Origin of the sequence: Polaromonas sp. YR568 (genome assembly GCF_943371715.1) — a bacterium.
GTDB lineage: Bacteria > Pseudomonadota > Gammaproteobacteria > Burkholderiales > Burkholderiaceae_C > Polaromonas.
This window is the reverse complement of record NZ_CALRVW010000037.1, coordinates 23,722-30,481: the sequence shown is the minus strand read 5'-3', so window position 1 is coordinate 30,481 and position 6,760 is coordinate 23,722. Positions and strand designations below refer to the sequence as shown.

The 6,760-nt window shown below is 64.0% G+C and carries 9 protein-coding genes; 1 reads left to right on the top strand and 8 read right to left on the bottom strand.

Annotated elements, in window-relative coordinates; translation table 11 throughout:
- Positions 1-475: helix-turn-helix domain-containing protein (locus tag AAG813_RS18705; RefSeq protein ID WP_341917496.1), on the bottom strand; the 475-nt coding region annotated here is incomplete at its 3' end.
- A 132-nt stretch (positions 476-607) separates the two neighbouring features.
- Here AAG813_RS18705 and AAG813_RS18700 point away from each other — a divergent pair.
- Positions 608-1,213 carry a hypothetical protein gene (locus AAG813_RS18700; RefSeq protein WP_341917494.1) on the top strand — a complete coding sequence of 202 codons (606 nt, stop codon included), beginning with the start codon at positions 608-610 and terminating at the stop codon, positions 1,211-1,213.
- A 10-nt stretch (positions 1,214-1,223) separates the two neighbouring features.
- Here AAG813_RS18700 and AAG813_RS18695 read toward each other — a convergent pair whose 3' ends face one another.
- The 7 genes from AAG813_RS18695 to AAG813_RS18665 all read right to left on the bottom strand — a co-directional run bounded on the left by AAG813_RS18695 (position 1,224) and on the right by AAG813_RS18665 (position 6,657).
- A complete protein-coding gene (locus AAG813_RS18695) occupies positions 1,224-2,507 on the bottom strand; it encodes an RNA polymerase sigma factor (RefSeq protein ID WP_341917492.1) in 1,284 nt (427 codons plus the stop codon).
- Positions 2,508-2,742: 235 nt separating this feature from the next.
- Positions 2,743-3,135, bottom strand: coding sequence for a VOC family protein (locus AAG813_RS18690; RefSeq protein ID WP_341917490.1), 393 nt, complete (start codon positions 3,133-3,135; stop codon positions 2,743-2,745).
- A gap of 37 nt (positions 3,136-3,172) precedes the next feature.
- Positions 3,173-3,712: an SRPBCC family protein gene (locus AAG813_RS18685; RefSeq protein WP_341917489.1), complete on the bottom strand. Its 540-nt coding sequence runs from the start codon at positions 3,710-3,712 to the stop codon at positions 3,173-3,175.
- A 10-nt stretch (positions 3,713-3,722) separates the two neighbouring features.
- Complete coding sequence (locus AAG813_RS18680) at positions 3,723-4,148, bottom strand: YciI family protein (protein WP_341917487.1); 426 nt, start codon at positions 4,146-4,148, stop codon at positions 3,723-3,725.
- A gap of 120 nt (positions 4,149-4,268) precedes the next feature.
- A complete protein-coding gene (locus AAG813_RS18675) occupies positions 4,269-4,622 on the bottom strand; it encodes a YciI family protein (protein WP_341917485.1) in 354 nt (117 codons plus the stop codon).
- 269 nt (positions 4,623-4,891) lie between these two features.
- Positions 4,892-5,731 (bottom strand): NAD(P)-dependent oxidoreductase, encoded by an 840-nt coding sequence (locus AAG813_RS18670; RefSeq protein WP_341917483.1) that lies wholly within the window; start codon positions 5,729-5,731, stop codon positions 4,892-4,894.
- A 158-nt stretch (positions 5,732-5,889) separates the two neighbouring features.
- Positions 5,890-6,657: an enoyl-CoA hydratase gene (locus AAG813_RS18665; protein ID WP_341917481.1), complete on the bottom strand. Its 768-nt coding sequence runs from the start codon at positions 6,655-6,657 to the stop codon at positions 5,890-5,892.
- Positions 6,658-6,760: the final 103 nt, after the last annotated feature.

Genomic DNA, 6,760 nt, shown 5'->3' with positions numbered 1-6,760 from the left:
GCTGCCTGGCCGTGATGGAACGCGACTCGTACAGCATCACGGGAATGAAATCGCTGCCCGGCCCCAGCAGCACGTCGAAATGATTGCGGATCAACACGCGCAGCAAGGCCGCCGCGTCGGGTGCAGACGGCGCCGCCGCCTCCAGCGCCGCCGTCTGCCGGGCCATGGCCGAACGCATGCCCTCCTCCATCACCGCATACAGCAGCGCCCCCTTGCTCTTGAAATGGTAGAAGGGCGAGCCGCTGTGCATGCCGACCGCCGCCGCGATATCGCGCGTGCTGGTGCCGTCAAAGCCCTTGCGGCGAAACAGCCGCGCGGCGGTGGTGACCAGTTCCACCCTCCGGTTGCCGTCGTCGCGTTCGCCGGCCGTCTTGCGCGGCCGGCCGCGCGGCCGCTTTTCGGCGGCTGCGACAACCGCTGCCGGCAGGGCCAGGGCCCGGCTGGCAGGGCGGGTGCGCACAGGTGTTTTGTCCATGGAAACAGACCATAACAAAAGCCGTTATTTTTAGCAAGCGCTTGCTTTGTAAAAATAGACACGACTGCGGCCCGGGCCCGAAACCCCAGCTGACTACACTGTGGACCTCCCCAAAACAAAACTGAAGCATTGATGGACATTTTCTTTCTGGCGCTGATGGTCGCCGCCGGCGCTTATGCGCTCAAATCGGGCTACGAACGCAAGCGCATCGCCTTGCTGGGCAGCCATCTCGGCCAGTACCAGATCGAAAAACTCATGGAAAGCCTGACGGAAGGCTACATGCGTGCACTTCGCGAGGACGATCCGGAGCGCCGCGCAAGCATCTGGAACCTGTTGACGAGCACCGAGACCAAGCTGTGTGAGCAGTTCAACAACTTCGTGGCCGGGTTCTCCCGGGTGGACGGCGCTGCGACACGCGTGAGCAGGCTCCCGCTGCCCCTTCCTTACGCCGACAAGCTCTTTCCGGCTGCGACCTTCGACTTGCGCCAGGTCCTGCTGGTGCATGCCGAGGGCATCACGCGCGCCGCGAAAAGCACGTCCGGGTCATCGCCCAAAAACAAGGCCTTCACCCTGTCAGCCGAGATGTTCCTGATGCAGCACAGCTGCCACTGGTTCTGCAAGTCCAAGGCCGTCGCTTCTGCCCGGCTGCTGGTCCGCCACAAGACGTCTTATGAGCAGGTGCTGGCGTCGGTCGCACCGGAAACGCGCCGGGCCTACCTCGCGCTGGTCGGCTCTTGAATCGATGCCATCAGGGGAGCAGCCCCTGCGCACGATCGAGCAGCAATTCGCGCTCACGCAGATTGCCCGCCAGCGCCGCGGCGCGTTCAAACTCATGGCGCGCCTCGTCGTTGCGGCCCAGCCTGGCGAGCAGGTCGCCGCGCACGCTGGGCAGCCACTGGTAGTTCTGCAGGGCCTTGTCGCCGCGCAGCACATCGATGATGGCCAGCCCGGCTGCCGGGCCGAAGGCCATGCTTACCGCCACGGCGCGGTTGAGCTCCACCACGGGCGAGGGTGCGGTTTGGGCCAGTGCGTCGTACAGGGCGGCAATACGCACCCAGTCGGTCTCTGCTGAAGTCGGCGCGCGCGCATGGCAGGCGGCGATGGCCGCCTGCAGCGCATACGGCCCCAGGGCGCGGGCCGACGACTCGGCCAGCGCCAGCGCCATGTCGAGCGCGGCCAGCCCCCTGCGAATCAGGAGATGGTCCCAGCGCGCCCGGTTCTGGTCGGCCAGCAGTATCGGCCGACCGGCGCCATCCACCCGGGCGGCCATGCGCGAGGCCTGCAGCTCCATCAGGGACAGCAAGCCCTGCACCTCGGACTCGTCCGGTGCCAGGCCGGCCAGCATGCGGCCCAGGCGCAGCGCTTCGTCGGTCAGCGCAGGCCGCATCCAGTGATCACCAGCGGTGGCGGTGTACCCCTCGTTGAACACCAGGTAGACCACCTCCAGTACCGAGGCCAGCCGTGCGCCCAATTCATCGCCGCGCGGGACTTCAAAAGGCACGCGTGCCTCGGCGAGGGTGCGCTTGGCGCGCACGATGCGCTGGGCCATCGTGGGCTCGGGCACCAGGAAAGCGCGGGCGATTTCATGGGTGGTCAGGCCGCCCAGCAGCTTGAGCGTCAGCGCCAGCCGCGCTTCGGTGGACAACACCGGATGGCAGGCGGTGAAGATCAGGCGCAGCAGGTCGTCGCCAATCTCGTCCTGCCGGGCCGCGTCGAGCGCGTCCACGAAATCGGGCACGACCAGCGCCTCCTGCGCCTCCAGCGCATAGCCGATCTGCTCCAGCTTTTCGCCCTGCATCTTCTGGTGCCGCAGGTGGTCCAGTGCACGGTTTTTGGCCACCCGCATCAGCCAGGCGCCGGGATTGTCGGGTACACCGTCAAGCGGCCAGTGCTCGAGCGCCGAGACCAGCGCATCCTGCGCCAGCTCCTCGGCCAGGCCGATCTCGCGCACCAAACGCGCCACCGCGCCGACAATTTTTGCGGACTCGATGCGCCAGACGGCTGAAATCGCCTCATGGGTGGAGGAATGCATGAATCAATGGTAGCGGCAGAGCAAATGCTCAGGTGGAGCGCAAGCTTGGTATTCAATCAAGCAAGGGCCGCGGGTCCGGCTCTGCCGGCCCGCAGGCGCAGCGCCCCCCGAGGGGCTGGAGCCTGCGGCTCCAAGCCTACCTGCGCAGGCTTGGACAGGCGACAGAAGCGAAGCCTGTGGCGAGCGGCGGCCTGCAAGGCCTCGCGTAGTACACGAAGTGACAAGCGTGGGGGCGCTATTTCTTCATCCAGAAAACCTCCCAGACGTGGCCGTCCAGGTCGGTGAAGCCGTGGCTGTACATGAAGCCATGGTCCTGCGGCGGGTTGGGCGCGCTGCCGCCGGCCGCCAGCGCTCTTTTCACCATCTCGTCCACCTCGGCGCGGCTCTCGCACGAGAGGGCAATCAGCACCTCGGTGGTTTTGGTCGCATCGGCAATCGGCTTTTTGGTGAAGCCCTGGAAGAAGGGCTCGACCAGCAGCATCACGTAGTTGTGGTCCTCGCTGATCACCATGCAGGCGCCCTGCTCGTTGGTGAACTGCGGGTTGAAGGAAAAGCCCAGGCTTTTGAAGAAGGCCTGGCTCCTTTCCATGTTCTTGATCGGCAAGTTAACGAAAATCTGGCGTGACATGGTTGCTCCTTTGAAGATGGATTCAATAAGGCGGCTCTCAGGCTTTCTCTGCTTTGGCCTTGAGGTTGGCAAGGCCGGCTTCGAAGTCGGCGCCGATCATCTTGTCCATGTTGAAAATCACACCCATGAACTTTGAAAGGAAGGGCGCAGGACCTTCCATGGCCCAGGTGACCTGTGTGATCTGACCTCCGGGTACCAGCGAAAAGGTGATCAGGTTGTTGGTCTTGAAGGGTGAGGTCATGTCGAGCCGCATCTGTACCTGCGAAGGCGCCATCGCCTGCACGATTTCAAAGCTGCCGCTGCCTGACTTTTTGCTTTCGAAGTCGTAGTGGGCGCCGGGCCCGATGAACGGGCCGCTGTAGCTGCCTTTCATCTCCGGGGCTTTCAGCGCATACGGGTTCCAGGTATTGAAGGCCCGGACGTCGTTGACCAGCGGGAAGATTTTTTCTGCCGGCGCAGCGATGCTGGCGCTGCGCGACACGCGGAAGGTGTCCGGCCGCTGCGCGGCCATGGCCGCAACCACGGCGATGGCCAGCACGACCAGCCCCAGCAGGGTGAGCAAGGTGGTTTTGATCATGGCACGCTCCTTACTTCTGACTGGGCGTGTTCATCTCGCGGAAACGCTCGACCTGCGCGCTGGGCTCGAAGTCGTCCAGTTCATACAGCTGGCGAACCTCGATCACGGCCGGCGCGTTTTCGCCAACGGGGTTGGGGAAACGGCGCGACCACTCCAGCGCCTCTTCGCGGCTGCGCACCTGGATGGTGGTGAAGCCGGCGATCAGCTCCTTGGCTTCCGCGAAAGGGCCGTCAATCACGGTGCGCTTCTGGCCGTCGTAGTGGATGCGCCAGCCCTTGCGGCTGGGCTGCAGCCCACTGGCATCGAGCAGCACGCCGGCCTTGGCCAACTCCTCGTGGAAGTCGGCCATGGCAGCCATCAGTTTTTCGTCGGGGGTCTGCGGGGTGGTCTCGGCCTCGAACTCGGGCGTCGACTTCACAATGATCATGAATCGCATCCTGGTACTCCTTGTGTGCGGCAGCCAGAATTCCTGGCCTCCTGTTCACACGACGAAGCAGCCGATGCGAAATCGACAAACCCGACCCTGGTGAAAACCCTTACCTGCTTGCGCCGGAACTCAGAGAAAGCAGGGGCCGGTGGCGCGCACCTCCAGCGTGGCCCATTCAGCGGCAGGGCAGCGGACGGCAATCGCCAGGGCTTGCTCCCGGGTGGCGCAGTTCACCAGAAAGAAGCCGCCCACCATTTCCTTGGCTTCGGCAAACGGGCCATCCAGCACCTGCGCTTTGCCGGCACTGACGCGCACGCGGGCGCCGCAGTCCTGCGAGCCCAGCGATTCCACACCCAGCAACACGCCCTCTGACTTCAGTTCGTCGGCGAACTTCAGCATGCGCGCGTACACCGCCTCACCTTCCGCCTGGCTGCGGGTCAGGCGCTGGCCGACGGGTTCGTGGATGAGAAGCATGTAGGGCATGGTTAGGGCCTCTTCGCCCTATGGATGCAAGTGCGAACGTGGTGAAAACAGCGCCAATCAAGGCGTGCGACGACGCTCAGCCTGGGCGGCTGGGCTAGGAGTGCAACGCAGAGTGGCGTTGTTTTCACCACGTTCCCGCCGGGTTGCGGCCAAAAAGACCATGCGCAGCGTTGCTAAGCCTTGCCGGGCTCCGGCCCGGCTGCATTTTGCGCCTCGCGCATGGCCTTTTTGACTCGCAACGCATCTTGCATCCATAGGGTGAAGAGGCCCTAGTCTACAAAAAAATCAGGGATGAAGTTCTTCGTCCCCGGGGTCACCGAATACTTCTCCAGGTCGGTCACGCCATGCGCGGCCAGCAGCTCGTCGTCAATGTAGAACTGGCCGGTGGCCGGGCTTGGACTGGTCAGAATCAAATAGGCCGCATCCGACAGAATCTCCGGCGTGCGGCACAGCTTCAGGTCGACACCGGGAATCATCTGCAGCGCGGCGGTGGCAATCGCGGTGCGCGGCCACAGGCTGTTGACCGCAATGCCGTATTTTTTGAATTCCCCCGAATGGCCCAGGGTGCACATGCTCATGCCGTACTTGGCCATGGTGTAGGCCGTGTGGTTCTCGAACCAGTGCTGCTTCATGCTCAGCGGCGGCGACATGGTCAGCACCTGCGGCTTGCGCCCAGCCTGTGCGGATTTCTTCAGTTCGGCCAGGCAGGCCTGGGTGCACAGGTAGGTGCCGCGCGCGTTGATGCCGTTCATCAGGTCATAACGCTTCATCGGCGTGTGTTCGGTGTCGGTCAGGCTGATGGCGCTGGCGTTGTTGACCAGGATGTCGATGCCGCCGAAAGCCTCCACCGCCTTGGCCACCGCCGCCGTCACCGCGTCTTCGTCACGGATGTCCACCGCCAGCGGCAGCGCCTGCCCGCCGGCAGCCTTGACCGCTTCGGCCGCGCTGTAAATCGTGCCCGGCAGCTTGGGGTTGGGGTCGGTGGTTTTGGCCAGGATCACGACGTTGGCGCCGTCGGCCGCGGCACGGGTGGCGATCGCCAGGCCAATGCCGCGCGAAGCGCCGGTGATGAACAGGGTTTTGCCTTTGAGACCGGGAACTGAACTCATGATGCCTCCTGAGTGCTACATAATTGATAGCTGCCTGCGCTTGCTGGATAAGGGCTCAAGCCCAGTTTGACCTCAAACTCCGGAAAAATCCGGCTTGCGCTTTTAATGAAAGCTGCTGCGCACCGGCGACGCCGCCCCCACACTGCGTGTGGCGGACTTCAGCATTTGCTGAAATCCGGCTTGCGCTTTTGCATGAAGGCGCCGAACGCTTCGCGGGCGGCGGGCTCCTTGAGCATGCGGCCAAAACTCACCCCTTCTTCGGCCATACGCTCGGCCACCATGCCGGCCTGGCCTTTTTTCATCAACCGCTTGGTTTCCACCAGCGAGCTCAGCGGCTTGGCCGCGAGTTTTTGCGCCTGGCGCTGCGCCAGCGCGTTGGCCTCAAGCGGCGGAACGATGCGGTTGATCAGGCCCATCTCGAGCGCAGACTCGGCCATGAAGGGTTCGCCCAGCAGCAGCGCCTCGGCCGCGCGCGCATAACCCATGAGCTGCGGCGCCAGAAAGCTCGACGCCGCTTCCGGGCACAGACCCAGGTTCACAAACGGCATGGAAAACGCAGCGTTGTCGCCGGCATAAACCAGGTCGCAATGCAGCAGCATCGTGGTGCCTATGCCTACCGCGGGGCCACACACGGCAGCCACCAGCGGTTTGGGGAAGGTGCTGATGCCGCGCAGAAAGCGGAATACCGGCGACTCGTGGGTGGCGGGCGGGCCGTTGAGGAAATCACCGATGTCGTTGCCGGCCGAAAAAATACTTTCGTGGCCCTGGATCACCACCACGCGCACGGCCGCATCGGCATGGGCAGCGTCCAGCGCGTCGGCCATGGCGGCGTACATGGCCGAGGTGATGGAGTTTTTCTTCTCGACCCGGTTCAGGGTGATGGTCATCACCGCGGCGTCGGTGTGGACCAGGATGTCTGTGCTCATGTAGTGCTTTCCAGTGCTTGTTTGACGAAATAGATACAGACGCTAACGCTTCCAGGCCAGCCGGGGCCGCGGAACCGGCTTTGCCGGGCCGCAGGCGCAGCGG

Bases quoted from the DNA above. Each gene is read 5' to 3' on its own strand.
- AAG813_RS18695 (WP_341917492.1), bottom strand. From the start codon at position 2,507: ATGCATTCCTCCACCCATGAGGCGATTTCAGCCGTCTGGCGCATCGAG.
- AAG813_RS18685 (WP_341917489.1), bottom strand. From the start codon at position 3,712: ATGATCAAAACCACCTTGCTCACCCTGCTGGGGCTGGTCGTGCTGGCC.
- AAG813_RS18675 (WP_341917485.1), bottom strand. From the start codon at position 4,622: ATGCCCTACATGCTTCTCATCCACGAACCCGTCGGCCAGCGCCTGACC.
- AAG813_RS18670 (WP_341917483.1), bottom strand. From the start codon at position 5,731: ATGAGTTCAGTTCCCGGTCTCAAAGGCAAAACCCTGTTCATCACCGGC.
- AAG813_RS18665 (WP_341917481.1), bottom strand. From the start codon at position 6,657: ATGAGCACAGACATCCTGGTCCACACCGACGCCGCGGTGATGACCATC.
- AAG813_RS18680 (WP_341917487.1), bottom strand. From the start codon at position 4,148: ATGCGATTCATGATCATTGTGAAGTCGACGCCCGAGTTCGAGGCCGAG.
- AAG813_RS18690 (WP_341917490.1), bottom strand. From the start codon at position 3,135: ATGTCACGCCAGATTTTCGTTAACTTGCCGATCAAGAACATGGAAAGG.
- AAG813_RS18700 (WP_341917494.1), top strand. From the start codon at position 608: ATGGACATTTTCTTTCTGGCGCTGATGGTCGCCGCCGGCGCTTATGCG.